The 24,099-nt window shown below is 71.4% G+C and carries 23 protein-coding genes; 9 read left to right on the top strand and 14 right to left on the bottom strand.

The annotated features are described in order from the left end of the window. The first annotated feature begins 72 nt into the window (after nt 1–72). Nucleotides 73–549: a Cys-tRNA(Pro) deacylase gene (ybaK, locus tag H4696_RS41080; protein WP_086858445.1), complete on the top strand. Its 477-nt coding sequence runs from the start codon at nt 73–75 to the stop codon at nt 547–549. Nucleotides 550–669: 120 nt separating this feature from the next. Here ybaK and H4696_RS41075 read toward each other — a convergent pair whose 3' ends face one another. Together H4696_RS41075 and H4696_RS41070 are read right to left on the bottom strand one after the other, a co-directional pair. After that, a complete protein-coding gene (locus H4696_RS41075; RefSeq protein WP_086858444.1) occupies nt 670–1,278 on the bottom strand; it encodes an alpha/beta hydrolase family protein in 609 nt (202 codons plus the stop codon). Continuing rightward, the gene (locus H4696_RS41070) at nt 1,275–2,021 is read right to left on the bottom strand and encodes an SOS response-associated peptidase (protein ID WP_086858443.1); all 747 of its coding nucleotides are present in this window, start codon (nt 2,019–2,021) and stop codon (nt 1,275–1,277) included. Before H4696_RS41070 ends, H4696_RS41075 begins: the two co-directional genes overlap by 4 nt. A gap of 118 nt (nt 2,022–2,139) precedes the next feature. Here H4696_RS41070 and rsgA point away from each other — a divergent pair, with 118 nt between their 5' ends. From rsgA to H4696_RS41055, 3 genes are all read left to right on the top strand, one after another. Continuing rightward, nucleotides 2,140–3,162: a ribosome small subunit-dependent GTPase A gene (gene rsgA / locus H4696_RS41065; protein WP_086858442.1), complete on the top strand. Its 1,023-nt coding sequence runs from the start codon at nt 2,140–2,142 to the stop codon at nt 3,160–3,162. 101 nt (nt 3,163–3,263) lie between these two features. Continuing rightward, the gene (locus H4696_RS41060) at nt 3,264–4,148 is read left to right on the top strand and encodes an SCO4651 family lipoprotein (RefSeq protein ID WP_086858441.1); all 885 of its coding nucleotides are present in this window, start codon (nt 3,264–3,266) and stop codon (nt 4,146–4,148) included. A gap of 70 nt (nt 4,149–4,218) precedes the next feature. Further along, complete coding sequence (locus H4696_RS41055; protein WP_086858440.1) at nt 4,219–4,965, top strand: SCO4651 family lipoprotein; 747 nt, start codon at nt 4,219–4,221, stop codon at nt 4,963–4,965. A gap of 88 nt (nt 4,966–5,053) precedes the next feature. Here H4696_RS41055 and H4696_RS41050 read toward each other — a convergent pair whose 3' ends face one another. Further along, nucleotides 5,054–5,545, bottom strand: a complete 492-nt coding sequence (locus tag H4696_RS41050) for a DUF6912 family protein (protein WP_086858439.1) — start codon at nt 5,543–5,545, stop codon at nt 5,054–5,056. Next, complete coding sequence (locus tag H4696_RS41045) at nt 5,542–6,948, bottom strand: WS/DGAT/MGAT family O-acyltransferase (RefSeq protein WP_086858438.1); 1,407 nt, start codon at nt 6,946–6,948, stop codon at nt 5,542–5,544. The genes H4696_RS41050 and H4696_RS41045 overlap by 4 nt, the downstream gene beginning before the upstream one ends. Nucleotides 6,949–6,982: 34 nt before the next feature. Here H4696_RS41045 and H4696_RS41040 point away from each other — a divergent pair, with 34 nt between their 5' ends. Continuing rightward, nucleotides 6,983–7,744 carry a TrmH family RNA methyltransferase gene (locus H4696_RS41040; protein ID WP_086858437.1) on the top strand — a complete coding sequence of 254 codons (762 nt, stop codon included), beginning with the start codon at nt 6,983–6,985 and terminating at the stop codon, nt 7,742–7,744. A 4-nt stretch (nt 7,745–7,748) separates the two neighbouring features. Here the strand turns inward: H4696_RS41040 and H4696_RS41035 are convergent, their stop codons facing one another. Beyond that, nucleotides 7,749–8,123 carry an HAD-IA family hydrolase gene (locus H4696_RS41035; protein ID WP_086858436.1) on the bottom strand — a complete coding sequence of 125 codons (375 nt, stop codon included), beginning with the start codon at nt 8,121–8,123 and terminating at the stop codon, nt 7,749–7,751. Nucleotides 8,124–8,310: 187 nt separating this feature from the next. On the opposite strand from H4696_RS41035, the gene H4696_RS41030 reads away from it, so the two are divergent. Continuing rightward, nucleotides 8,311–8,769: an Rv3235 family protein gene (locus H4696_RS41030; RefSeq protein ID WP_086858435.1), complete on the top strand. Its 459-nt coding sequence runs from the start codon at nt 8,311–8,313 to the stop codon at nt 8,767–8,769. A gap of 88 nt (nt 8,770–8,857) precedes the next feature. On the opposite strand, the gene H4696_RS41025 is transcribed toward H4696_RS41030, so the two are convergent. The 7 genes from H4696_RS41025 to mtrA all read right to left on the bottom strand — a co-directional run bounded on the left by H4696_RS41025 (nt 8,858) and on the right by mtrA (nt 19,668). Then, nucleotides 8,858–10,060 (bottom strand): cytochrome P450, encoded by a 1,203-nt coding sequence (locus tag H4696_RS41025; protein WP_086858434.1) that lies wholly within the window; start codon nt 10,058–10,060, stop codon nt 8,858–8,860. A 65-nt stretch (nt 10,061–10,125) separates the two neighbouring features. After that, entirely contained in the window at nt 10,126–13,008 is a 2,883-nt protein-coding gene (secA, locus tag H4696_RS41020; RefSeq protein ID WP_086858433.1) for a preprotein translocase subunit SecA, read from the bottom strand. Between the two features lie 296 nt (nt 13,009–13,304). Further along, nucleotides 13,305–13,991, bottom strand: a complete 687-nt coding sequence (hpf, locus tag H4696_RS41015; protein ID WP_086858432.1) for a ribosome hibernation-promoting factor, HPF/YfiA family — start codon at nt 13,989–13,991, stop codon at nt 13,305–13,307. Nucleotides 13,992–14,735: 744 nt separating this feature from the next. After that, nucleotides 14,736–15,485, bottom strand: a complete 750-nt coding sequence (locus tag H4696_RS41010; protein WP_225957967.1) for a ComF family protein — start codon at nt 15,483–15,485, stop codon at nt 14,736–14,738. 67 nt (nt 15,486–15,552) lie between these two features. Beyond that, nucleotides 15,553–17,262 carry an LpqB family beta-propeller domain-containing protein gene (locus H4696_RS41005; protein WP_086858430.1) on the bottom strand — a complete coding sequence of 570 codons (1,710 nt, stop codon included), beginning with the start codon at nt 17,260–17,262 and terminating at the stop codon, nt 15,553–15,555. Next, entirely contained in the window at nt 17,259–18,983 is a 1,725-nt protein-coding gene (gene mtrB / locus H4696_RS41000; protein ID WP_086858429.1) for an MtrAB system histidine kinase MtrB, read from the bottom strand. The genes H4696_RS41005 and mtrB overlap by 4 nt, the downstream gene beginning before the upstream one ends. 7 nt (nt 18,984–18,990) lie before the next feature. Further along, a complete protein-coding gene (gene mtrA / locus H4696_RS40995) occupies nt 18,991–19,668 on the bottom strand; it encodes an MtrAB system response regulator MtrA (protein ID WP_005150760.1) in 678 nt (225 codons plus the stop codon). 336 nt (nt 19,669–20,004) lie between these two features. On the opposite strand from mtrA, the gene H4696_RS40990 reads away from it, so the two are divergent. Then, nucleotides 20,005–20,790 (top strand): IclR family transcriptional regulator, encoded by a 786-nt coding sequence (locus tag H4696_RS40990; RefSeq protein ID WP_086858428.1) that lies wholly within the window; start codon nt 20,005–20,007, stop codon nt 20,788–20,790. Here H4696_RS40990 and H4696_RS40985 read toward each other — a convergent pair. Further along, nucleotides 20,787–21,755: a helix-turn-helix transcriptional regulator gene (locus H4696_RS40985; RefSeq protein ID WP_086858427.1), complete on the bottom strand. Its 969-nt coding sequence runs from the start codon at nt 21,753–21,755 to the stop codon at nt 20,787–20,789. The genes H4696_RS40990 and H4696_RS40985 overlap by 4 nt on opposite strands. 64 nt (nt 21,756–21,819) lie before the next feature. Between H4696_RS40985 and H4696_RS40980 the strand changes: the two genes are divergently transcribed. Beyond that, on the top strand, nt 21,820–22,269 hold the full coding sequence (locus tag H4696_RS40980) for a hypothetical protein (protein ID WP_086858426.1): 450 nt from the start codon (nt 21,820–21,822) through the stop codon (nt 22,267–22,269). A gap of 57 nt (nt 22,270–22,326) precedes the next feature. Beyond that, entirely contained in the window at nt 22,327–23,457 is a 1,131-nt protein-coding gene (gene solA, locus H4696_RS40975; protein ID WP_192782802.1) for an N-methyl-L-tryptophan oxidase, read from the top strand. Here solA and H4696_RS40970 read toward each other — a convergent pair. Then, nucleotides 23,446–24,078 (bottom strand): dTMP kinase, encoded by a 633-nt coding sequence (locus H4696_RS40970; protein ID WP_192783119.1) that lies wholly within the window; start codon nt 24,076–24,078, stop codon nt 23,446–23,448. The two genes, solA and H4696_RS40970, sit on opposite strands and share 12 nt — an antisense overlap. Between the last annotated feature and the right edge of the window lie 21 nt (nt 24,079–24,099).

Below are 24,099 nucleotides of genomic sequence, written 5' to 3'. Positions count from 1 at the left end.
TGGTGGCGAGCGTTGGTGTCACGTCCCGTACAACCGATCGGGGCAAGCGGGCATTCCCTAGACTTCCGGCCCATGGCTGGCAAGGGCACCCCGGCGACGGCGTTGTTGGGCAAGCAGAAGGTGGCGCACACGCTGCACGCGTACGACCACGACCCCCGCGCGGAGTCGTACGGGCTGGAGGCGGTGGAGGCCCTCGGCCTGGACCGCGCGCGGGTCTTCAAGACGCTGGTCGCCGAGGTCGACGGCAAGTTGACGGTCGGCGTGGTCCCGGTCACGGGCCAGCTGGACCTCAAGGCCTTGGCCGCGGCGGCGGGCGGCAAGAAGGCGAAGATGGCCGACCCGGCGGCGGCCCAGCGGGCGACGGGGTACGTGCTGGGCGGGATCTCACCGCTGGGCCACCGGAGCCGGCTGCCGGTGGTGATCGACGCGTCGGCTTCGACGTTCGAAACGGTCTTCTGTTCGGCGGGCCGCCGGGGTCTCGAGGTGGAGCTGGCCCCGGCCGAGCTGATCCGGCTGACCGGCGCGGTGGTGGCGCCGATCGCGGCCTGACCGAGCGTGTTGACCGGTCGCCAGCGCCCCAATGTGGCGTTCGGTGCGTCCAGCGCACCCAATGTGGCGTTCGGTGCGTCTGACGCAACCAACGCCACATTGGGGTGCTTGGGACCAGGGTCAGGCGAGCGGGCGCAGTACGCGCGAGAGCCACTCCGTAGCGGCCCGCGAAACGCCCTCGAGGTCCTTCGACAGGCTGTGGTCGCCCTCGACCACCACGATCTCGTGGTGCGGGCCCGCCTTCGGTCGCCCGAACGGGTCGTTCTCCCCCTGCACCACCAGCACCGGCACCTCGACCGCGTCGAGTTCCGGCTGGCGCGTCTTCTCCGGCTTGCCCGGCGGGTGCTCCGGGAACGCCAGGCACAGCACCGCGACCGCCTGGCCCTGCGCGGCCGTCCGGCAGGCCACCCGGGCGCCCGAGGACCGGCCGCCGAACACGAACGGCAGGTCGTCGAAGCGCGCCGACAGGTCGTCCACGATCGTCAGCCACGCCGTGTCCAGCTGGTTCGCCGGGGCCGGGGCGCGACGGCCCGCCACCCGGTACGGCTGCTCGACCAGCGCGACGTGCACGCCGGCCGCCTGGGCCGCGCGCGTGACCGCCACCAGGTCCTTCGCGTCGAGGCCGCCGCCCGCGCCGTGGCCGAGCATCAGCACCGCCGCGCCCTCCTCGGCGCAGTGCAGGTAGGCCCGCGCGGGGCCGTAGGCGGTGTCGATCTCGAGCGCGGTCATGAGAAGAGGGTGCCCTCGTGCGCCGGTTCGACGCGCTCCAGCAGCTCGGGCCCGTTGTTGCGGACGTTGTTGACCAGGGTCGAGATCGGCCGCAGCTCCAGCGACGCGACGATGTCGTCCGGCGTCGGGACCAGCAGGTCCTTGACGTCCTCGCGGTCCGGGTCCAGCCAGCCGTCCCAATGCGACTTCGGCACGATCAGCGGCATCCGGTGGTGGATGTCGGTCAGCTGCCCGGCGGCGTCGGTCGTGATGATCGAGAACGTGATCAGCGGCGGCGCGTCCTTGTCGTCCTTCGGGTGCCAGCTCTCCCAGATCCCGCCGAACGCGAGCGACGAGCCGTCCGGCTCCGTCATGTAGAACGGCTCTTTTTCCTTGCCGGTGCGGCGCCACTCGAACCAGCCGTCGGCGGGCACCAGGCAGCGGCGGGACACCAGCGCGCGGCGGAAGGCGGGCTTCTCGGCGGCCGTCTCGGCGCGGGTGTTGATCATCCGCGAGCCGACCGAGGGGTCCTTGGCCCAGAACGGCACCAGGCCCCACTTCATGATCCGCAGCGAGCGCTCGGCGGGCTCGTCCTCGAGGACCTGGCCGTCTTCGTCACGCGGGTGCCGCTGCACGACCGTGACGACGTTCTTCGTCGGCGCGACGTTGTGATCGGCGCGCGCGTGCCCCTCGGTGAGATCGACCGCCTCGAACTCCTCGATCAGCTTCGCCGGGTCCTTCGTGGCGGCGTAACGGCCGCACATGCGCCAACCTCCTCGTGCCGGAAACGTCCGGGGACGCCATCGTTACACGCAGGCCAGGGCCGTGGCGAGCGGCGTGGGATCATTCGGGTGGGCACCGGTGCAGGAGAGGACGGCGGGTTTGGCGCGCAACGACTGGAGCAAGCTGGACGAGTCCGACGTCCGCGTGCGTCCGGGCAAGGGCACCCGGCCCCGCAGCAAGCGCCGTCCCGAGCACGCCGACGCCGTCACCGCCATGGTCATCGGCAAGGACCGCGGGCGCTGGACCTGCGCGATCGATGCCGACCCCGAACGGGTGATCACCGCGATGCGGGCCCGGGAAATGGGCCGGACGCCGGTGGTCGTCGGCGACCGGGTGGGGATCGTCGGCGACGTCTCCGGCAAGCCGGACACGCTCGCGCGCATCATCCGCGTCGACGAGCGCACCAGCTCCCTGCTGCGCACGGCCGACGACACCGACCCGTACGAGCGGCTGGTCGTCGCCAACGCCGAGCGCCTGCTGATCGTCACCGCGCTGGCCGACCCGCCGCCGCGCACCGGCTTCATCGACCGCTGCCTGGTCGCCTGCTACGCGGGCGGCGTCCAGCCTGTGCTGTGCCTGACCAAGGCCGACCTGGCCAGCCCGGACGAGCTGCTGGCCGGGTACGCGGGCCTCGACATCCCGGTGATCGTCAGCCGGTTCGACGAACAGCCCGAAGGCCTCGACGAGCTGCTGAAAGACCGCGTGACGGCGCTCGTCGGGCACTCCGGTGTCGGCAAGTCGACATTGGTCAACCGGCTGGTCCCGGCCGCCGAGCTGGCCGTCGGCGTGGTGAGCGCGGTCGGCAAGGGGCGGCACACGTCCGTGGCGGCGGTGGCGCTGCCGCTCCCGGACGGCGGCTGGGTGATCGACACGCCCGGCGTGCGCTCGTTCGGGCTGGCCCACGTCACCGCGGACCACATCGTCGACGCCTTCGAGGAGTTCGCCGCGGCCGCCGAGGAGTGCCCGTCGGGCTGCGGGCACCTCGGCCCGCCCGAGGACCCGGACTGCGCGCTCGACGACGTCGTCGCCGAAGGCACGGCGAGCCCCGAACGGCTCGCGTCGCTGCGGCGCCTGCTGGCTTCCCGCGGCGGCCACGACGTGACCCGGCCCACAGAGTCCTGAGGCAACCGGGAACCGACCGCGGATCGTCACCGTCACATCGGTAACCATTCGCCCGTTCGGGCGATATGCCCAGTGGAAGATCCGATTCTGAGGGGAATTCGATGCGCAAGACCACCCTGGTCGCGGCAGGCGCCGCGCTGGTTCTGACGCTGACGGCGTGCAGCGGCAACTCCACCACGGGCACCGCCGCCCCGGCCGGCCAGCAGGCCGGCGGCAGCAGCAGCGGCCTCGCTTCGCCGTTCACCGACGCGTTCCAGCTGGCGTCGGCGTCGAAGCAGGGCACCGAGAAGTCCAAGTCGGCGAAGTTCACCATGGAGGGCTCCGCCGCCGGTCAGACCATCAGCGCCACCGGCGCGATGGCCTTCGACGGCGCGGACACGAAGTTCTCGATGACCAGCACCGCGGCCGGCCAGACCACCGAGATGCGCATGGTCGACAAGGTCATGTACATCAAGCTGCCCGCCGACCAGCAGAAGCAGATGGGCACCGACAAGTCGTGGGCCAAGATCTCGGCCGACGGCACCGACCCGATCTCGCAGGCGATGGGGAGCGCGCTGTCGCAGTCGGCGGAGCAGAGCGACCCGAGCAAGATCCTGGAGCAGGTCTCCAAGGCCGGCCGGATCATCTCGTCCGACCAGACCGAGCTGAACGGCGAGCAGGTCAACCACTACAAGGTCGAGCTCGACGTGGCCAAGGCCATCGACCAGTTCACCGGCCAGGTCCCGGCCGCCGCGCGCGACCAGATCAACGAGAAGCTCAAGGGCAAGGACCTCAAGATCCCGGCCGAGCTGTGGCTGAACAAGGACAACCTGCCGGTGCAGGTCACCATGGACCAGGGCCCGATGATGCAGGCGATGGGCGCGCCGGCCGGCGACGCGAAGTTCACGATGAAGTACAGCGACTGGGGCACCCAGGTCGACGTGACGGCCCCGCCGGCCGAGCAGGTCGTCGACCTCGGCGAGCTGATGAAGAAGGCCGGTCGCTGACCGGAAAACTCTGAGTAGCGGCGGCTCCCCCGAACGGGTTCGGGGGAGCCGCTGTGTTTTTGTTGGCGCCATGCGCAAAGCCGCCGTCGTGCTGCTGTTCGTCCTGCTCACCGGCTGCTCCGGCCCGCCGTCCCCGCCCGCCTTCACCGACGCGCGGGCGCTGGCCGACGCCGCGACGGCGGCCGCCACTGGCAGCGGCTCGGCGAAGTTCGCCACGGACGTCGCGGTGGGCGAGGTCCGGTCGAAGGGCAACGGCCAGGCGCGCTTCGGCGCCGGCGGGACGTCCCAGGTGATGACGACCGACTTCATCGGCGAGCCGATGGAGCTGCGCCTGGTGGCGGGCAAGCTGTACGCGAAGGTGCCGGAGGGTTCGCGCGACGAGGTCGGCACGGGCAAGCCGTGGGTACTGGTCACCGCGGACGGCGGCGACCCGTTCTCCCAGGTGCTCGGCGGCAGCCTGACGCAGCTGGCGGCGCAGAACGACCCGGCGCACACGCTGGGCGAGATCCGGACGGCGGGCACGATCGTCTCGTCCGAGCGCGCGCAGCTGGACGGCGTGGCGGCGGAGCACTACCGCGTCGAGCTGGACCTCGCCCGCCTGGGCACGGACCTCCCCGCGGGCCTGCCCCCGGAGTCCGCGGGGCGGCTCGGCAAGTTCCCGGTGGAGCTGTGGCTCGACGACGCGCACCGGCCGCTGCGGATCGTGCTGGACCTGACCCCGATCCTGCAGGGCTCCGAAGCACGCATCACCACGCGTTATTCGGACTGGGGCGGCCCGGTCGACGTCCAGCCGCCGCCCCCGGGTGAGGTGGGCTAGTCACGTTCGCGCCCGCTGCCGGGGTCCGGACTGGTTCACCGAGGACTGATCCCCGGGTAGTCCACAGGTGAACCCACCTGTGGACAACTCAGAGCAGCTCCAGCAGGAACGGCAGTTCCTGCGGCGCGTACCAAGCCAGTTCGTGGTCCTCGGCATCGCCCAAAGTGAACTCGGCGTCCGGATCCCCCAGATCCGCCGCGTCGATCACCGCCGCGGCCGCCGAGACCGCTTCGGCCGCCTCGGGCGCGTCCACGTGGATCGCCGCCACCAACTTCATCGGGATGGGGCCGCCGATGCGGACGACCGGGGCGTCCAGGTCCGGCCGCAGCGTCACGCCCTCGACGTCGGCCGACACCACCACGCGCCGCGGTTCGCCCTTCTCCTCCGCCGCGATCAGCCGCAGCGAGGCGCGGGCCGCGTCCAGCAGGGCCGCGTACTCCAGTTCCTCGTCGGACCCGCTCACGTACGCCTCGCGCAAGGCCGGCGTCAGCGCGAACGCCGTTCCGCTGCGGGCGCGGAACTCCCCCGAGGACTCGAGGTCGCGAAGCATCGCGATGGTCGCAGGCAGATAAACCCTCACCAGTGCGCACCCTTCAGCTCTTCCAAGGATTCTTCGATCATCCCGGCCAGCAGGTCGACGTCGAAGGCGGCCTTGCGGTCGCCGTTCAGTCCGAAGTAGACGCCGCCGTGGTAGGACGTCACCCCGATCGCCAGCGCCTGGGTGCGCATCAGCGGCATCACCGGGAACATCTCGACCAGTCTGGCCTCTCCCGCGTACATCGGCACCTGCGGGCCCGGCGAATTGGTCACCATGACGTTGAAGATGCGCCCCGACAGCGACCCCGCCGCTCGCGCGCCGAGCGAATGGAGCGTAGCCGGGGCGAAGCCGCCGACCTTGAGCAGGCCGCGCGCCGCCACCGACCGGCCCGAATCCAGGTGCTCGGCCATCGCGTGGCCGATGTGCTGCAGGCGCAGCACCGGGTTCGGCTCGCCGACCGGCAGGTCCACCAGGTACGCGGCCACCTGGTTGCCGACCAGCGCCGGCGTCGAGAACTCCGCCGTCTCCTTGTCGCGGACCGCCAGCGGCACCAGCGCGCGGACCGTCGTGTCCGGGGTCAGCGGCTCCTCGCGCGAAAGCAGCCATTCGCGCAACGCGCCGGTGACGGCCGCGAGGACGACGTCGTTGACCGTGCCGCCGTGCGCCGCGCGGATCTTGCGGAAGTCCTCCAGCCGCGTCCGGACCACGGAGAACACGCGGCCGCCGGACACGCGGACGTTCAGCGGGCCGGTCGGCGCCGGCCGCACCAGCGTGCGCAGCGTCGACGCCACCCCGCCGACAGTCTCGGCGAACTTGCCCGCCGCCGCGAACGCGTCGTTCGCCGCCGAGCGGACGTTCTCGACGACCTCACCCGGCCGCTGGACGCCCTCGCTGACCGCGTCCAGCACCAGTTGCGTCCGGCTCGGCTCGCGCCGCGGCGTCCAGATGTCCTCGAACGGTTCCGGCTCGGCCGGCGTCGGGTCCAGGATGAGCTGGCCGAGCTCGATCGTGCCGACACCGTCCACAACGGACTGGTGGGTCTTCGTCACCAGCGCGACGCGGTCCCCGGCCAGTCCCTCGATGAAGTACGCCTCCCAGAGCGGCCGCTCCGGCGCCAGCCGCCGCGACATCAGGCGGGCGACCAGGTCGAACAGCTGCTCGTCGCTGCCCGGCTGGGGCAGCGCCGAGCGCCGGACGTGGTAGTTCAGGTCGAAGTCGACGTCGTCCACCCACACCGGACGGGCGAGGTGGCCGGGCACCTCCGCCACCCGCTGCCGGTACCGCGGCAGGTACGCCAGCCGAGCGCCGACGAGGTCCAGCAGCTGCGCGTAGCTGAAGCCGGACCGGGGCCGCTCGAAGATCGCCACCCCGCCGACGTGCATCGGCGTCGCGTGGTCCTCGACGTAGAGGAACGAGGCGTCCAGCGCGGAAAGGCGGTCGGGCATGAGCCGATCGTCGCACAGTGCGAGACTGCCGGGTGTGGGTGATGAGTCGACTGTCTCGCCGAAAGACCGCTTCCTGACCGTGTACGGCCGCAAGCCGGTGCTCGAGGCGCTCGCGGACGACGGCCTGCGCGTGGACAAGGTGATCCTCGCCGACACCGCTCGCGGCCCCGGCGCGGCGGAGATCCAGCGCGCGGCCAAGGAGGCCGGCGTGGCGGTGCAGCGCGCCAGCGCACACCGGGTCAAGGTGCTCGCCGGCAACGGCAAGCAGGACCAGGGCGTGCTCGCCGACGTCGTCGCGCCGCGGATGCGCGCGCTTTCCGCGGCGCTGGCCGACCGGCGGCCGCCGTCACGGGTGCTGCTGCTGGACGGCATCACCACCCCCGCGAACGTCGGCATGATCCTGCGGACGGCGACCGCCGCCGGGCTCGAGGGCGTGATCGTGCCGCGCCGCGGCGTCGCGGCGCTGGACCCGCTGGTGGTCAAGGCTTCGGCCGGGGTCGCCTTCCGCGCCCCGGTGCTGCGCTGCGGCTCGGCGCGCGAAGCGGCGGAGATGCTCACCGAAGCGGGCTACGCGCTCTACGCGCTGGGCGCTTCGGCGCGCACCACGGTGTTCGACGTCGACCTGCCGCAGCGCGCGGCGTTCGTCCTCGGCGGCGAGACGGCCGGCGTCGGCGAAGAAGTCGGCGAGCTCGTCACGGAATGGGTGTCGATTCCCATGCCCGGTGACGTCGAGTCGCTGAACGTCTCGGCCGCCGCGGCGGTCTTGTCGTTCGAATTGGTGCGCCGCGCCCGCTGACTACTCAGCCGTCCGGGAACAACACGTTCAGTTCCGCGAGAGTCTCTTCGACCGACCGGTGGTGCACGCCGACCATGCCCGCCTGGACGGCGCCGCGGATGTTCGTCGCGGAGTCGTCGACGAACGCGCACCGCACGGCGGGCAGCCCGAGACGGTCCGCCGCGATCAGGTAGACCGCCGGATCCGGCTTGGCCACGCCGACCTCACCGGAAAACACCAGAGCGTCGAAATAGTCGAACATCGTGTTCTTGACCTCGGCCGACGCCCCGGGGGCGTTCGAGAGGAGCGCGGTGCGGACGCCGCGCTCGCGCGCGGCCGCCAGGTAGTCGTAGAACCGGCCGGCGTCGGGGTCGGTGAGAACTCCGGCGAAATCGACCAATAGCCCTTTCAGCACCCGGCACACCATAGCCGGGCGGCAACGCGCTGTCTCGCATAGCGCAACACTGCCGAAGATTCCCACGCTTCGGCGGATCTCGCCCGGATTGTGCGATTCCCGTCGCCTTTCCGGCCCGTTCCTGCCTCTAAGCGGCGGAGGTGGGGAAATGCCGAGTCCAGGAGGGGACGAAATGATCGAGGAACACCGGCTGCGAACGTTGATCCACTGCGAAGCGGCCAGGCGCGCGGACCCGCCGCCGTCGGTGACACCACTGGAACACCGCCGCGGCGGCGCCCGCTGCCCGGTGCCCCGTCAGCTCGAAGCGAGCGAAGTCGGCCGCGTGCTGAACATGCTGCTGGAGGCCTACGACGGCCGCCGCCCGGCGGCGCAGGTCCGCGCGCTGGTGGCGCCGGAGGTGTACGCGGGGTTCAGCGGTCCCAGTAGGACACGACCGCGCCACCGCACGCAGACGATCCACACGTGCACCCCGGCCCCGGACGTGATCGAGGCGTGCGCCCGGGTGGAGGCCGACGGCCGCTCGTTCGCACTGGCGGCCCGCTTCACGCGCACACCGACGGGGTGGCGGTGCGTGCGGTTCGCGTTGCTGAAGCCCCAGCAGCCGGGCCGACCCCTGCGGCGCGCGGCGTGAGGGAAGCGGGAGTGGCGCGACCACCGCCGGGATGACGGGTTCGGGACAGCCATCGGCGGGTTGCGCGCCGATGGCTGTCCCGGCCGTCTCAGCGTGCGACCGGCAGGGTGGCCAGGCCGCGCAGGGTGGTCGTCGGGTTCCACTCCGGGGTGCCCGCGAGCTTCAGGTCCGGGAGCCGCCGGGCCAGTTCGCGGAACACGATCCGGCCCTCCAGCCTCGCCAGCGGCGCACCCAGGCAGAAGTGGATGCCCTGGCCGAACGCCAGGTGGCGGGCCGCGGGGCGGGCCGGGTCGAACCGGTCGGGGTCCGGGCTCGCCGCCGGGTCGCGGTTGGCCGCGCCGAGCAGGGCGATCGCCTGGCTGCCCGCCGGGACCGGCACCGCGCCGAGCGTCGTGTCGCGCAGTGCCGTGCGCGCGGTCAGCTGGACCGGTGAGTCGTAGCGCAGCACCTCCTCCACCACGCGGTCCGGGGCGTCCGCCGCCGCGCGGAGACCGTCCGGGTGGTGCAGGAGCGCCAGCACGCCGTTGCCGATCAGGTTCGTCGTCGTCTCGTGGCCCGCGATCAGCAGCAGCGTGAGCGTCACCAGCAGCTCGCCCTCGGTGAGCACGTCCCCCGCGTCGGAGACCGCCACCAGCGCGGAGAGCAGGTCCTCCCCCGGCTCGCTCCGGCGCCGGTCCGCCAGCTCGCGGAAGTACCCGACGAACGACTGCCGCGCCTTCACCGCCGGCTCGATCGTCTCCGGGCGCTGCAGGAACGGCGGGTCCAGGGCCCGCGCCATCGCGTGCGACCACGCCGCGAACTGCTCGCGGTCGTCCAGCGGGACACCCAGCAGTTCGGCGATCACCTCGACCGGCAACGGCTTCGCGAGCGACGTCATCAGGTCGAACTCGGCGGGCGCGCGGTCGAGCGACTCCGCCGTGATCTCCTCGATCCGCGGCGCCAGCCGCTCCACCATCCGCGGCGTGAACGCCTTCGCCACCAGGCGCCGCAGCCGCGTGTGGTCGGGCGGGTTCAGCGAGAGGAACGCCCGGACCACGCGTCCCGACTTGTCGACCGGCTGGTCCGGGAGGCGGTCCGCGGGATCCAGGTACTCCGGTTCCGGGTGCCCGAACGCCGGGTCGCGCAGCACCTGCGTGGCTTCGGCGAGACCGCTGACGGCGAACATGCGCTCGGCCAGCTCCGCGACTGGCCAGCGCTCGCGCCAATGCGCGTAATGCGGGTACGGGTCGGGCCGGCGATCGGCCGCGAACAGTGCGAAGAACTCTTGCGGCTCGGCCACGACCTGCGTCATGAGAACCCCCATTCACGACATCGGGGCGCGTGGCTGAGCCACGCGCCCCGATGTGCCTGCCCACGTCAGCGACGCGGGCCCTTCTTGCCCTTCTTCTGCGCGTCGCGCTGCGCGGCGCGGCGATCCCGGCGGGTGCCCCCGCCGCCGCCCGCGGCCTGCGCGCCGCCCTCGGCGTGGGACTCGACCTCGCCGTCCTCGCCCGGGCCGGACAGCGTCACGCCCGACGGCTGGCCACCGCCGCCGAGGCCCTTGCCGCGCAGCGCGGCCGGGACGGACTCGGTGTCGGTCGTCGGCGGCTGCGGCGGCGCCGGCCGCGCGTGGCGGCCTTCGGACGCCTGGCCGTTGCCGGAGGCGACCCCCGTCGGCAGCGCCGCGGCGTCCTCCGCCGGCGGCGCCTCGGCCCGCTCGACCTGCAGGTTGAACAGGAAGCCGACGGCCTCCTCCTTCAGCGAGTCGAGCATCGCGCGGAACATGTCGAAGCCCTCGCGCTGGTACTCGATCAGCGGGTCGCGCTGCGCGAGCGCCCGCATGCCGATGCCCTGCTTGAGGTAGTCCATCTCGTAGAGGTGCTCACGCCACTTGCGGTCGAGCACCGTCAGCATCACCTGGTGCTCCAGGGTCCGCATGCCGTCCGGCCCGACGAGCGCATTGATCTCCGCCTCGCGCTTGTCGTAGGCGTTGCGGGCGTCCTGGAGCAGGGCTTCGCGCAGGCCGGCCGCGTCGAGGTCGCCGTCCTCCATCAGGTCGTCCCACTCGATGCTGACCGGGTACAGCTGCTTCAGCGCCGTCCACAGCTTCTCGTGGTCCCAGTCCTCGGCGTAGCCGTTGGCCGTCGCACCGTCCACATAGGCGTTGACGACGTCCTCGAGCATGCCCTCGATCTGGTCGCGCAGGTTCTCGCCGGCGAGGACGCGGTGGCGCTCGGCGTAGATCACCTTGCGCTGCTCGTTCATGACCTCGTCGTACTTGAGGACGTCCTTGCGCTGCTCCATGTTGATCTGCTCGACCTGGGTCTGCGCGCTCTTGATGGCCTTGGAGACCATCTTGTGCTCGATCGGCACGTCGTCGGGCAGCCGCATGGTCGTCATGACGCGCTCGACCATGGTCGCGTTGAAGCGGCGCATGAGCTCGTCACCGAGCGAGAGGTAGAACCGGGACTCGCCCGGGTCGCCCTGGCGGCCGGAACGACCGCGGAGCTGGTTGTCGATGCGGCGCGACTCGTGCCGCTCGGTGCCCAGCACGTAGAGCCCGCCCGCCTCGCGGACCTCCTCGGCCTCGGCCTTCGACTCCGCCTTGACCTGCTCGAGGACCTCGGGCCAGGCGGCCTCGTACTCCTCGGAGTGCTCGACCGGGTCCAGGCCGCGCTCGCGCAGCACCTGGTCGGCGATCAGGTCGGGGTTGCCGCCGAGCACGATGTCGGTACCGCGGCCGGCCATGTTCGTGGCGACCGTGACGGCGCCCTTCTGGCCGGCGCGCGCGACGATCAGCGCCTCGCGGTCGTGGTGCTTCGCGTTCAGCACCTCGTGCGGCACGCTCAGCTTCACCAGCAGCTTCGACAGGTGCTCGGACTTCTCGACGCTCGTGGTGCCGACGAGGACCGGCTGGCCCTTCTCGTGCCGCTCGGCGATGTCCTCGGCGACGGCCTCGAACTTGGCCTGCTCGGTCTTGTAGATCAGGTCCGCCTGGTCGACGCGGACCATCGGCCGGTTCGTCGGGATCGGCACCACACCCAGCTTGTAGGTCTGGTGGAACTCCGCGGCCTCGGTCTCGGCCGTACCGGTCATGCCGGAAAGCTTTTCGTAGAGCCGGAAGTAGTTCTGCAGCGTGATCGTGGCGAGGGTCTGGTTCTCGGCCTTGATCTCGACCTTTTCCTTGGCCTCGATCGCCTGGTGCATGCCCTCGTTGTAGCGGCGGCCGACCAGGATGCGCCCGGTGAACTCGTCGACGATCATGACTTCGCCGTTGCGGACGATGTAGTCCTTGTCGCGGTGGAAGAGCTCCTGCACCTTCAGCGCGTTGTTCAGGTACCCGACCAGCGGCGTGTTGGCGGCCTCGTAGAGGTTGTCGATGCCGAGCTGGTCCTCGACGAACCGGACGCCCTTCTCGGTGACGGCGACGGTGCGCTTCCGCTGGTCGACCTCGTAGTGGTACTTCGAGTTGATCAGGTTCGTCTTCTCGGTGCGCTCGCGCGAGCCCATCGTGGTGGTGTCGATGCCCTGCATCAACGGCGCGAGCCGGGCGAACTCGACGTACCAGCGCGACGACTGGTCCGCCGGGCCCGAGATGATCAGCGGCGTCCGGGCCTCGTCGATGAGGATCGAGTCCACCTCGTCGACCACGGCGAAGTAGTGCCCGCGCTGCACGCAGTCGTCGAGGCTCCACGCCATGTTGTCGCGCAGGTAGTCGAAGCCGAACTCGTTGTTCGTGCCGTAGGTGATGTCGGCGTTGTACTGGGCGCGCCGGACGTCCGGCTGCTGTTCCGACAGGATCACGCCGACCTCGAGGCCGAGGAACCGGTGGATGCGGCCCATCCACTCCGAGTCGCGCTTGGCCAGGTAGTCGTTCGTCGTGACGACGTGGACGCCCTTGCCGGGGATGGCGTTGAGGTAGGCCGGGAGGACGCAGGTGAGCGTCTTGCCCTCACCGGTCTTCATCTCGGCGACCTGGCCGAGGTGCAGGGCGGCGCCGCCCATCAGCTGGACGTCGAAGTGACGCTGGCCCAGCACCCGCTTGGCCGCCTCCCGGACGACCGCGAAGGCCTCGGGCAGCAGCTCGTCGAGGGACTCGCCGTCGCCGTTCCGCTTGCGGAACTCCTCGGTCTTGGCCCGCAGCTCGGCGTCGGTCAGGTCCTTGACGTCGTCTTCGAGGGTGTTGATGTGATCGGCGATGTTGCGCAGCCGCTTCACCATCTTGCCCTCACCCGCGCGGAGCAGGCGGTTCAGCACCATCCGGTCGACCTCACTAGCTGAATATGAGCACGCCCAGGCCGGTCCCGGGCAGGTTCTCCCGCGGTGGCGGCCGTGTTCGGCGCCACCTTCCCACCCCCATCGTAGGGAACGGTGGCCGTCGTGTGCACACGCCGTACGTCCTGAGAACCTTATTCAGCCGTCGGCCGGCGCGAATGCCACCGCGGGCGGGCGGCCTGCGGTCCGTAGCGCCGACCTGACCAGAATAAGGTTCTGACATGCGGATGGCCCGCACGCGAGCCGCGTGCGGGCCATCCGGCGGGCCTCCTTAGACCGGCTCAGCCGAGCCGGATAACGCCGTAGTCGAAGCCTTTCCGCCGGTAGACCACGCTGGGCCGGCCCGCTTCGGAGTCGTTGAAGAGGTAGAAGTCGTGGCCGACCAGCTCCATCTCGTAGAGAGCCTGGTCCACCGTCATGGGCTCCGCGGTGTGCTGCTTCTCGCGAACGACGCGACCGGGAAGGTGACCGAGGTCGTCGTCGGCCCAGCTCTGCTGCTGGGGCAGGTCTATCTCGTCGGCACTCGCGAAGCCGTTCGTCTGCGGCAGGGCTTCGGGTGCCTCCAACACCGCGGTACGCGCGGCGGGACTGGCTGCGGCCGGGGATCCACCACCGGGCAGCATCGAGGTCGCTTCGGCGACCGATTCCGGGCGGCTGCGCCCGTAGTGCACACGCCTCCGGTCGTGTGTCCTCCGCAGCCGGTTTTCCAGCTTGGTGACTGCGGAATCAAGCGCTGCGTAGAAGTCGGCGGCACACGCTTCTGCGCGCACGGCCGGGCCCCGCCCCTTTCCGGTGATTTCGACGCGCTGGCAACTCTTGGCCTGGCGTCGGTTGGGTTCGTGGAACAGTTCCACGTCGTACCGGATGACTTTCCTGTCGTAGCGCTCGAGCCGGGCCAGCTTTTCGCTGACAAGCGCCCGATAGTGGTCGGGCACCTCCACGTTGCGGCCCTTAACGACGATGTCCATACACGACCTCCCTCGCTTCGATGACTGCGAGCTGTTGTGTTTTCACACGGCGCCGGTATTGCGGGGACGGAAGCCCGGATCGCGGGCTGAGAAGGAACTCGGGAACGGTTCACGACGTCTCGTGCCGGGGCCCGAGCGCGGACTCAGCGCACCTCCGGCGCCAGGGACATGGGCTCGTCACCTCCCTGCCTGCGGGGATTGCTGATAGCGGAGCACGTTAGCTTCCTCACGCCCGTTGCAACAGCCCCCGAGCCGGGGGATGTCGAGGAATGAGACTCCGTCACCCCGCGCAGTGATCGCGGGATGAACACCAGAAAACACCCGCTGGTCGGACGCGGTGCACGGAGCGTGTTTTCACACGGACGGCGCATCGCTTCCTCCAGGTGGACGCCGAGGGTGACGGCCACGTCCGGCACAGCCGCCACTCCGGTGGAGTGGTGTGGCGGCCGAGTGGTCGTGATCGACACCCTCATGCCCGGACAACGGCCGCCGGGCCGCTCGCGTTCCCGGCGGACATCACTCGTGTAGGTGATGGGCGGGTTCACCCGGGTGCGGGGGTGGTTCGGGTGGAACCGGTACCGCGGCGGGTTCGGTTTCGCGGGTCGCGTGGGTGACCAGGTCCGTTGCCGGGCTTCGGGTGTGCGTTTCGGCGGCCGCGGTGCCATGGTGGGGTCATGGACCCGACGGACTCCGAGGCTCCGGCACCCGCGCACCGGGTGACGGCCGGGCGTTCCCGCCGGAATTTCACCCGGCTGAGAGCAGGGTCAGGACGGCGGAGACCGTGACCCCGGCCGCGGCCAGCACCCTCGTGCAGGCGGCCGCGGTGGCGCCGGTCGTGATCACGTCGTCCAGCACCACGACGGTCTGACCCGGCGGCGGGCGGCCTGCCTCGCGGAACCGCAGGCGGCCGGCCAGGTTGGCGACCCGTTCCGCGCGGCCCAGGCCGACTGCGTCCCGGGCGCTGCCGGCTAGTTCGAGGGCTGGGGCGACCGCTGCTTCGATGCCGCGGGCGGCGAGGGCTTCTGCTGCGGCGTTCGCGAGGCGCTCGACGTGCGGGCCGCCGCGGACCCGCGATGCCGAGGGGCGGCTTGGGGCCGGGACCAGGCAGATCGAGCGGGGTGGAGGTGCGGTCGGCTGGGCGAGGCTGGTGAGCGCAGGCTCGCGCGCCGAAAAAGCAGGTCCGGCTGGCTGAGCGAAGCCGGTGAGCGCAGGCTCCGCAGCACCGAGTGGCAGCTCCACCACCGCCTCCGCCAACGCCCGCCCCAGCGATGGCGCCAGATCCCGGCGCCCCCGCTCCTTGTACGCGAGCAGCAACCGCCGCCCCACGCCGCGGTACCGGGCCAGTGCGAACACCCGCACCAGCCCGGTCGTCGGCACCCGGAAAACCTCCCGGACCGACCCCCAAACCTCCCCGCACCGGGCACAACACGGCAAGCCGCGCGCTCCACAAGCAGCGCAGCGACTCGGGATCAACAGATCGAGCAGCTTCTCCAGCACACGGACAGTCTCACGACCACCACCGACAGTTTCGAACACCCAGCCGTCACCCACACGAGTGGAATCACCCCGGGTAGAACGGATCCGCGTCCTTCATCGTGTGGGCCTGCGGCCGCCACACCTCGCCCAGCACCGAGGCCGTCCACAGGCCGCTCAGGTCGGCCACCACGATCTGGCGGCCCGGGGCCGCCGTCACGCCGTGGACCGGGGGCGTCAGGTTGGAGCTGTTGAACGCGTCCATGCGCTGGCCGTCCACCGTCACGCGGACCACCGGCTGGGACGACGACTTCGTCACCGCCACCAGGTTGTCCTGGGCGACCCAGTCGACGTCGACCACGTCTTCCAGGTCGTGGGGCTGGAGGTGGCGGGGCTCGCGCAGCGATACCGAGTCGCCGACGCCGACCACCGAGGCCACCCACAGCTGGCCCTTGATCACCGCGGCCACGCGGGCGCCGTCGCGGGAGAACCTGAGCTCCGAGATCTCGCCTTGCTGGTTCAGGTCCGTCGCGTTGACGCCCAGCGCCGTCCAGACGCCGTTCTGGTTGACCACCATCCGGCCCACCGACAGCTGGTCGACCACCGTCCACACCTCGCCGGTGCCGGGGCGCCACGTCGGGCGGCTCAGTGTCGTGCCGCCGAGGGTCACCTGGGACAGCTCGTGCCCCAGGTCGCCGATCCGCAGGCGGACGCCGCCGCCTTCGCGCTCCACCACCGCCAGGCGCTTGCCGTCGAGGGACTGGGCCGCGCTCACCACGTCGTAGCCGCCGTTGCCCGCCGGGCCGGGGACCGGGGCGCCGTCGCCGAGGGAACGCACGCGGCCGCCGACCGTCATCAGGCCCGAGAGCTCCAGGTTCGGCGACAGCGTCGAGCCGTACGCCGGGAGGTCGTTCAGGCGCCAGTCCGGGTGGTTCGGCACCAGCGGGGCGCCGTCGGCGAGGATCCGGATCCGCGCCGACGTGACGTATTGAAGCGAAAGGACGATCTGCGCGGCGATCAGGTTCCGGGTGTCGTCGGACACCCCCGACAGCCCGCTCAGCGGCACCACGAGCGTGCCGTCGTCGAGGCTCTTGACGTTCGTGTCGATCTCGACCGGCTCGCCGAGGAAGTTCTTCACCGCGCCGGCCAGGCTCGTCGAGGGGCCGCTGACCAGCAGGTCCATCACCCGGCCCGGCAGCCCGGACTGCGGTTTCGCGACGACGTAGCGCCGGTCGGGGACGAACGTGTTCGACGACTCCGAGTAGAAGCTCACCGGCACCGGCGTGTAGTTCTCGCTGAAGTCGGACTCGGTCGCGTACAGGTCGGCGGGCGGGTCGACGATCCGCCACTGGCCGGTCGGCTGCTTGCGCACCTTGACCTGCAGCAGCGCCGGGCTGAAGTCCGGGACGAACGCGTTGTTCTGGTCCAGCGTGCCGATGTCGCTCCCGCGCACGTTGACGACCTGGGTGTTCGGGTCGGGCTGCGGGTTCGTGTCGTAGACCGTGCCGAAGGTGTTCTGGATGATCGTCAGGCTGCGGCTCGGCCGCCAGCTCGCGCGGCCCGCGTCGTCCAGGTAGGCGCGGGCGGCCGCGTTGTTCTGGCCCGGCTTGAGCGTCGCGCGGACGAACTCCCGGACCAGCGTCAGCGGGTCGAGGTCCGGCCGCGGCTCGGCCACGACGTCACCCGAGCCCTGCCCCTGGCGCTCGCCGGGAACCACGACGGGCTGCGATTCCAGCGGAACGTTCGCGCAGCCGGCGAGCAACACGAAGCACAACAGGGATACCAGAAGCCGTTTCACTGACCGATTTCCTCACGTTCCGCGAAGATCGCTTCGGGCGCCGGCGTGACGTCGATGATCCCGAGCGGCACCTCGGCCGAAACGTGGTCCGGCGGCGGCAGCGTCAGCGGCGGGTCGCCGGCCGGCACGTCCTGGCGGCGCGGCAGCACCAGCCGGAAGCAGGCGCCGTAGCCGGGTTCGCCCCACGCGTCGAGTTCGCCGCCGTGCAGGCGCGCGTCCTCCTGGCTGATCGCCAGGCCGAGCCCGGTGCCGCCGGTGCGCCGGTTGCGCGACGGGTCCGCGCGCCAGAACCGGTTGAACACCAGGTCCGCTTCGCCGGGCCGCAGGCCGACGCCGTGGTCCCGGACCGTGATGGCGACGGCGTCCTCGTTCGCCCCGAGGGCGAGCACCACCGGCCGGCCCTCGCTGTGGTCGACGGCGTTCGCGAGCAGGTTGCGCAGGATCCGTTCGACGCGCCGCGCGTCGACCTCGGCGATCACCTCCTCGTCGGGCAGCACCAGCTCGACCGAGCTGCCCGCGTTGCCGGCGATGACCCGCACCTGCTCGACCGCACGGGTCGCGATCGGGCGGACGTCGATGAACTCCGCGGCCAGCTCCTCTACGCCGGCGTCCAGCCTGCTGATCTCCAGCAGGTCGCCGAGCAGTGCCTCGAACCGGTCGAGCTCGTCGACCAGCAGCTCGGTCGAGCGGGCCAGCCCGGCCGGGAACTGCTCGCGGGAGGCGTGCAGCACGTCCGCGGCCATCCGGACGGTGGTCAGCGGCGTGCGCAGCTCGTGCGAGACGTCGGAGGTGAAGCGGCGCTGCAGCCCGCCGAACTCCTCGAGCTGGCGGATCTGGCGCTGGATGCTGGCGGCCATCCCGTTGTAGGACACCGCGAGCTTCGCCAGGTCGTCCTCGCCGAGCACGGCGAGCCGCTGGTCGAGGTCGCCGCCCGCGAACTGCTCGGCCGCGGCGGCGGCCTGGCGGACCGGGCGCACCACCTGCCGGGTCACCAGGTTCGTGATGCCGGCCAGCAGGAGCAGCAGCACCAGCCCGCCGACGAGCAGCGTGTTCTGCACGGTCGCGACGGTGTTCTGCTCGGTCGTCAGCGGGAACAGCAAGTACAGCTGCAACGGGCTCGCCACGGTGTTCAGCGGGATGCCGACGATCAGGTACGTCGTGCGCCCGCCGGCGGTGTCGGGGACGGTGTGCTCGAGCCAGCTCATCTGGTCAGCCTCGACGAACTGGCGCAGCCGCGGCGGCACGTTTTCGTACGGGCCCGCGGACGCCGGCTCGTCGCCGGACTGGTCGTGGCCGCCGCTGGCGAGCACCGGGACGAACGTGCCTGCCGCCGATCCGGCCGCGTCCTGGCTGGTCGGCGTGATCGCGATCTTCTTCAGCGCGTTCTCGAGCCGGTTGGTCGTGGCGTCGCGCGTCTCGCCGCCGAGACCGACCAGCTCGCCGGCCGCCGTCTCGGCCGCGGCGCGGGTCTGCGCGATCGCCGCGTCGCGCTTGGTGTCCAGCAGCCGTTCGGTGATCTGGTTCTGCAGGACCATGCCCAGCACGAAGACCACCGCGGAGGACAGCGCGAGGGTCGACACGGTGACCCGGAACTGCAGCGAGTGCTTCCACAGCTCGTTGAACGCGACCGCGCGACGGCGCGCGAAAACGACGACACGCCGCACCAGGCGTGCCGTCGAACGCGCGAACGCGGGGATCCGTCTGCCGGTCGCGGAGGTCATCGACGCATCACGGCGGGCCGGCCTTGTACCCGACGCCGCGAACGGTCAACACCACCTCGGGGTGTTCCGGGTCCTTCTCCACCTTGGACCGCAGCCGCTGGACGTGCACGTTCACCAGCCGGGTGTCGGCCGCGTGCCGGTAGCCCCAGACCTGCTCGAGCAGCACCTCGCGGGTGAACACCTGGCGCGGCTTGCGGGCCAGCGCGACCAGCAGGTCGAACTCCAGCGGGGTCAGCGGGATGGCCTTGCCCTCGCGGGTGACCTCGTGCCCCGGCACGTCGATCGCCAGGTCCCCGATGGTGAGCGACTCCGCGGGTTCGGCCTCGGTGCGGCGCATCCGGGCTCGCACCCGCGCGACCAGCTCCTTCGGCTTGAACGGCTTGACGACGTAGTCGTCCGCGCCCGACTCCAGGCCGAGGACGATGTCGACGGTGTCGCTCTTGGCGGTGAGCATGACGATCGGCACCCCGGACTCGGCGCGGATCGCCTTGCAGACGTCGATCCCGTTCATCCCGGGCAGCATCAGGTCGAGCAGGACGAGGTCGGGCTTCAGCTCGCGCAGCGCCGGAAGCGCGCGTGAGCCGTCGGCGACCACCGCCGTGTCGAACCCCTCCCCACGGAGCACGATGGTGAGCATCTCCGCGAGGGCGGGGTCGTCGTCGACCACGAGAACACGTGCCTTCATGTCCACATATTCGCACTAGTTCCGGTGGCCGCACGCGCGACCCGCGTGTTTGACCACCAGAAAGATCAAGATCGCGACCCTTCCCTGCTCCATCCGGGTGCCGGTACCTCCGGCTTTGGACGGTCCGCGGAGGCCGCGCGGCTTTCGCGCGCGGCCTCCGCGGACCTGCGAGGCGAGTTCAGGGAAACGGCTGGCCGGATGGCGCGGCAGTGCGTGAAAGTTGCGCAGCGCGCTACTCCGTGCCCCGTGCGCAACAATCGGGCCTCCCGGCCGCGCCCGTCAAGAGATTCGCCCACTCAGCCGATAGGAAACGCACGAAACGGATAGTGTTGCGCTATGCGGAACCAGGACTCGGGCAACGCAACTCAGAGCCAGGTGCAGTCGGTCGACCGTGCGATCAGCGTGCTGGAGCTGCTCGCCCGCCACGGCGAAACCGGCATCACCGAGATCGCGGGCGAGCTGGGCGTCCACAAGTCGACGGCGTCGCGGCTGCTCAGCGTCCTGGAGTCCAGAGGTCTCGTCGAACAGCTCGGGGAACGCGGGAAGTACGCGATCGGGTTCGGGGTCGTCCGGCTCGCCGGCGCCGCGACCGGGCGCATGGACCTGGCGAAGCTCGGCCGTGCGAGCTGCCTGTCGCTCGCCGAGGAGCTGGGCGAGACGGTGAACATCGCCATCGCGGACGACGGCGTCGCCATCAACATCAGCCAGGCCCGCGGTTCGGCCGCGATCACCACGCAGAACTGGACCGGCCAGCGCACGCCGCTGCACGCGACGTCCAGCGGCAAGATCCTGCTGGCGTACATGGGCGAAGCCGAGCGCAAGCGGGTGCTGAAGCGGAAGCTGGAGCAGTACACGCCGCGCACGACGGTCGAGCCGGAAGAGCTGCTGTCCGAATTGGAGCGGGTGCTCGAAGACGGCTACGCGGCTTGCTACGAGGAACTTGAACTCGGCATGCACGCGGTCGCCGTGCCGATCCACGGTCCCGGCGGTGACGTCGTCGCCGCGATGAGCGCTTCCGGTCCGGCGTACCGGCTTTCGAAGCAGCGGGTGAAGCAGGTCGTGCGCCCGATGACCGACGCGGCGGAGGAACTTTCCGCGCAGCTGGGGTATTTCCGGGACTAGGGGTACAGCCGGGCCATCGCCGCGATGGTTTTTCCCAGGTGCGCCACCAGTTCCGGCGGCGCCAGCGCCTGCGCGTCCGCCCCGAGCCGCAGCAACCCGGCGGCGGCGTGGGGCACGCTTTCCAGCGGTACGCGGGCGCGGCGCCAGCCTTCGGCGTCCTCGGGTTCGAGCGTGCGGGAGACGAGCCGGGCGGCCTTCGGGCCGAGGACGTCCGGCAGGGCGGCGATCCCGGCGGGCGTCAGCCGGACGACGGCGGTCTCGTCGATTTCGCTTTCCTCGTAGCGTTCGACGTGCGCGCGCCAGAACTCCGCGAGTTCGAAGGCGCCGGGCCGGGTGAAGTGCTCGTCGAGCGGCCGCAGGTCTTCGATGTTCGAGACGCGGTAGGTCCGCGGCTCCGGCCCGGCGACGAGGTACCAGACGCCGGCCTTGAGGACGAGGCCGAGCGGGTGCAGCCGCCGCGTCACGACGCCGGGCGACGGCGACCAGCGGCGGTAGCGGACCTCGACGACCCGGTCCTGCCACAGCGCTTCCGCCGCTTCGAGCAGCCGCGGCACCGGGTCGGCCTCGCGGTACCAGCCGGGCGCGTCGAGGTGGAAGCGCTGCCGGATGCGCAGCGACGCGTCGCGGTACGGCGTCGGCAGCGCCGCCATCAGCTTCAGCTCGGCGGCGGCCACCTGCGCGCCCAGGCCCAGTTCCGCGGCCGGTTGCGGCAGGCCGGTGAGGAACAGCGAACCGGCTTCGCCCTCGGTCAGGCCGGTCAGCCGCGTCCGGTAGCCGTCCATGAGCTGGTAGCCGCCGTTCGGGCCGCCCTCGGCGTAGATCGGGACGCCCGCGGCGGCGAGCGCCTCGACGTCGCGGTACACCGTCCGCGCGGTCACGCCGAGCTCCGCCGCCAGCCGCGCGGCGCTCAGCCGCCCGCGGTTCTGCAGCAGCAGCAACAGGGACACCAGCCGGCTCGCGCGCACCCGGCGAAGTCTGCCAGCAGCCACTGACAAAAGATGTCAGTGGTACCGGTGCAAGCTCTCCCTCATGAACGACTTCGACTTCTTCCTCGGCTCCTGGACCGTGACGAACCGGCGGCTCGCCAAGCCGCTCACCGGCAGCGACGACTGGACCGAGTTCCCCGGCACGACGACCTGCTGGTCCCTCTTCGAGGGCGGCGGCAACATGGACGAAATCGCCTTCCCCACCCTCGGTTCCCGCGGCTGCACCCTCCGGCTCTTCGACGTCGGGCGCGAGGAGTGGTCGCTGTACTGGGCCAGCAGCCGCGACGGCGTGCTGCAGCCGCCGGTCGTGGGCCGGTTCGCCGACGGCCGCGGCGACTTCTACGGCGACGACACGCACGAAGGGGCCCCCATCAAGGTGCACTACGCCTGGACGGGCACGACCACGTCCTCGCCGCGGTGGGAACAGGAGTTCTCCGCGGACGGCGGGCGGACCTGGGAGTCCAACTGGGTCATGGAGTTCGCCCGCGCTTGACAACCGCGTCGCGCACCGCGCACGTTGTTGCTGAAGACGCAACTTCGGAAGGGTGCCATGACGCACTACGACGTCATCGTCGTCGGGCTCGGCGGCATGGGCAGCGCCGCCGCGTACCGGCTCGCGCAGCGCGGGCAGCGGGTGCTCGGCATCGACCAGTTCGCGCCGGTGCACAACCGCGGGTCCAGCCACGGCGGTTCGCGCATCACGCGGCAGGCGTACCTCGAAGGCCCCGAGTACGTGCCGCTCCTGCTGCGGGCGCACGAACTCTGGGACGGTCTCGAGCGCGACAGCGGGCGGCGGCTGTTCACCCGCTGCGGCGGGGTCATGGTCGGCACGGCGGATTCGCGCACGATCACCGGCAGCCTGGCTTCGGCGGCGGCTTTCGGCATCCCGCACGAACTGTTGGACGCGGGCGAGCTCCGGCGGCGGTTCCCGACCATGGCACCGTCGCCGGACGAAGTCGCGCTGTACGAACCGGGCGCGGGGCTGGTGTCGCCCGAGGGCAGCGTCGCCGCGCACCTGCAGCTCGCCGCGCGTTGCGGCGCCGAACTGCACCACGAGGAGAAGGTGTTCACCTGGAGCACCATGGCCGGCGGGGTGCGCGTCGGGACGTCGCACAACTACTACACGGCGGACCGGCTGGTGCTGTGCCCCGGCGCGTGGGCCGGCGAGCTGCTGCGCGACTTCGGCGTCGCCTTCACCGTGCGGCGGCAGGTGCAGTACTGGTTCGCGCCTTCGGGCGGGGTCGCGCCGTTCCAGCGGCACCCGGTGTACATCTGGGAGGGCGACGGCTACACGTTCTACGGCTTCCCGGCGCACAATGCGCCCGCGGACGGCGTCAAGGTGGCGTTGCACAGCGGGGGCCGCGTGTGCACCCCCGACGGCATCGACCGCGCGGTGACCGGCGACGAGGTCCACGAGATCGCGACGGTCGTGAAGCGGCACCTGCCGACGCTGCCCGGCGCGTTCCTCCGCGCGGCGACGTGCATGTACACCGACACCGCCGACGAGCGCTTCGTGCTCGCCCCGCACCCGGCCGAAGAGCGGGTGCTGCTCGCCTGCGGCTTTTCCGGCCACGGCTTCAAGTTCGCGCCGGTGGTCGGCGAGGTCCTCGCGGACCTGGTGGTCGACGGCACCACCGCGCACCCGATCGAGCGGTTCGACCCCGCCCGGCTACTGGCCTAGCAGCGTCGTCGCGAGAGCTTCGTGGTCGACGCCCGCGACGCCGTCCAAGACGTGCCACGGCGCGAGCCAGCCGGCCGCAGCCAGTTCGTCGTACACAGCCGCGCAGCGCCGCTGCAGGCCGTCGTCGGTTTCGAAGGCGTCGCGCTCCCGGTCGGTTTCGGTCGCCGCCCGGCGTTCGGCGCGCTCGGCCGCCACCGCAGGGGCGACGCGCAGCAGCAGGTGCGCGTCCGGGCGGGGCAGCCCGAAGCGGTCGACTTCCAGCTCGTACACCCACTTCACGACGTCGCCGGTCGCGTCCTGGCGTAGGCGCGCGGCCGCGTACGCGGCGTTGGAAGCGACGTACCGGTCGAGCAGGACGACGTCGTGGGTGTCCCGCAGCGCGCGGATGTCGTCCGCGGCGCCGCTGCGGTCCAGCGCGTAGAGCACGGCCATGCCGTACACCGAGTCGGCGAGGTCGCCGTGCCCGCGGTGCAGCGCTTCCTTCACGAGGTCGGCGTGCACGCTCTTGCCGTAGCGCGGGAACGCCAGCGACGCCACGCTCGCGCCCCGGGCGCCCAGCGCCGCCGTCAGCCCGTCGGCCAGCGTGCGCTTGCCCGCGCCGTCAAGCCCTTCGATGACCACCAATCGACCCACGGGTGGTCA

Source organism: Amycolatopsis lexingtonensis, from assembly GCF_014873755.1.
In the GTDB taxonomy this organism is placed as follows: domain Bacteria; phylum Actinomycetota; class Actinomycetes; order Mycobacteriales; family Pseudonocardiaceae; genus Amycolatopsis; species Amycolatopsis lexingtonensis.
This window is presented reverse-complemented; position numbering and strand designations above follow the sequence as displayed.

What these genes read in the sequence shown, in the direction of transcription:
- solA (WP_192782802.1), top strand. Translation starts at nt 22,327, where the DNA reads ATGACGCACTACGACGTCATCGTCGTCGGGCTCGGCGGCATGGGCAGC.
- H4696_RS40990 (WP_086858428.1), top strand. Translation starts at nt 20,005, where the DNA reads ATGCGGAACCAGGACTCGGGCAACGCAACTCAGAGCCAGGTGCAGTCG.
- H4696_RS41030 (WP_086858435.1), top strand. Translation starts at nt 8,311, where the DNA reads ATGATCGAGGAACACCGGCTGCGAACGTTGATCCACTGCGAAGCGGCC.
- mtrA (WP_005150760.1), bottom strand. Translation starts at nt 19,668, where the DNA reads ATGAAGGCACGTGTTCTCGTGGTCGACGACGACCCCGCCCTCGCGGAG.
- H4696_RS41070 (WP_086858443.1), bottom strand. Translation starts at nt 2,021, where the DNA reads ATGTGCGGCCGTTACGCCGCCACGAAGGACCCGGCGAAGCTGATCGAG.
- ybaK (WP_086858445.1), top strand. Translation starts at nt 73, where the DNA reads ATGGCTGGCAAGGGCACCCCGGCGACGGCGTTGTTGGGCAAGCAGAAG.
- H4696_RS41045 (WP_086858438.1), bottom strand. Translation starts at nt 6,948, where the DNA reads ATGCCCGACCGCCTTTCCGCGCTGGACGCCTCGTTCCTCTACGTCGAG.
- H4696_RS41060 (WP_086858441.1), top strand. Translation starts at nt 3,264, where the DNA reads ATGCGCAAGACCACCCTGGTCGCGGCAGGCGCCGCGCTGGTTCTGACG.
- hpf (WP_086858432.1), bottom strand. Translation starts at nt 13,991, where the DNA reads ATGGACATCGTCGTTAAGGGCCGCAACGTGGAGGTGCCCGACCACTAT.
- H4696_RS41075 (WP_086858444.1), bottom strand. Translation starts at nt 1,278, where the DNA reads ATGACCGCGCTCGAGATCGACACCGCCTACGGCCCCGCGCGGGCCTAC.
- H4696_RS41025 (WP_086858434.1), bottom strand. Translation starts at nt 10,060, where the DNA reads ATGACGCAGGTCGTGGCCGAGCCGCAAGAGTTCTTCGCACTGTTCGCG.
- H4696_RS41055 (WP_086858440.1), top strand. Translation starts at nt 4,219, where the DNA reads ATGCGCAAAGCCGCCGTCGTGCTGCTGTTCGTCCTGCTCACCGGCTGC.
- mtrB (WP_086858429.1), bottom strand. Translation starts at nt 18,983, where the DNA reads ATGACCTCCGCGACCGGCAGACGGATCCCCGCGTTCGCGCGTTCGACG.
- secA (WP_086858433.1), bottom strand. Translation starts at nt 13,008, where the DNA reads ATGGTGCTGAACCGCCTGCTCCGCGCGGGTGAGGGCAAGATGGTGAAG.
- H4696_RS40980 (WP_086858426.1), top strand. Translation starts at nt 21,820, where the DNA reads ATGAACGACTTCGACTTCTTCCTCGGCTCCTGGACCGTGACGAACCGG.